At 71.2% G+C, this 794-nt stretch carries 1 protein-coding gene; it reads left to right on the forward strand.

All coding sequences use genetic code 11. From position 1 onward, the window contains the following. Nucleotides 1-66: 66 nt before the first annotated feature. Nucleotides 67-794 (forward strand): DEAD/DEAH box helicase (locus CCN51_RS51850; RefSeq protein ID WP_342749438.1); only part of this gene is annotated, 728 nt, incomplete at its 3' end.

Consider the following 794-nt stretch of genomic DNA (forward strand, 5'->3'; position numbering starts at 1 on the left):
CGCGTCGTGCGCCTCACCGGTGAATACGCCGTTGATACCGAACTCATCCGCACCGCGGACCTCTGGGTGGCCACCACGGAAAAGTTCGAGGCGATCAGCCGCACCGGCTCCCTGCGCGCAGCCCTCGCCGAGGTCGGCTGCCTGATCGTCGACGAGATCCACCTGCTCGGCGACCCCACCCGCGGACCAGTCCTCGAAGCGCTCCTGGCCCGTGTCCGCGAGGACAGCGCCCAGGTCCGGATCGCGGGCCTGTCCGCCACGGTTGCCAACGCCGGGCAGGTCGCCGACTGGCTGGGCGCGCGCCTTATCCGCTCACCCTGGCGCCCCACGCGTCTGACCTGGCAACTGCCCGTCCTGCCGAACGCGGCCGACGCCCCGGAATGGAACGCCCGGGCCCAGGCCCGTACCGCGGAGGCTGTACGTCTGACGCGAGCGATCACCACAACAGGTGGCAGCGTCCTGGTCTTCTGCGGCAGCAAGCGAGGCGTGCGTGCCACCGCCCTTGCCCTGGCCGCCGACCGCGGCGTGCCGACCAGGGGCGCCGACACCGATGACAGCGAACTCGTCGAGCGGCTGTGCACCCGCGCCGGTGTGCGGCTCCACTACCGCGACTGGCCCTACAAGCGAGAATCCGAACACGCCTTCCGCACCCGCCAGGCCGACATCCTGGTCGCCACCTCCACCGTGGCCGCTGGAGTCAACCTGCCCGCCCGGGCCGTCATCGTCCGCGACACCCAGGTCGGTATGGACCGCATCGAGGTCTCCATGGTCCAGCAGATGTTCGGCCGCGCCGG

This window comes from Streptomyces milbemycinicus (assembly GCF_002154605.1).
In the GTDB taxonomy this organism is placed as follows: Bacteria; Actinomycetota; Actinomycetes; order Streptomycetales; family Streptomycetaceae; genus Streptomyces; species Streptomyces milbemycinicus.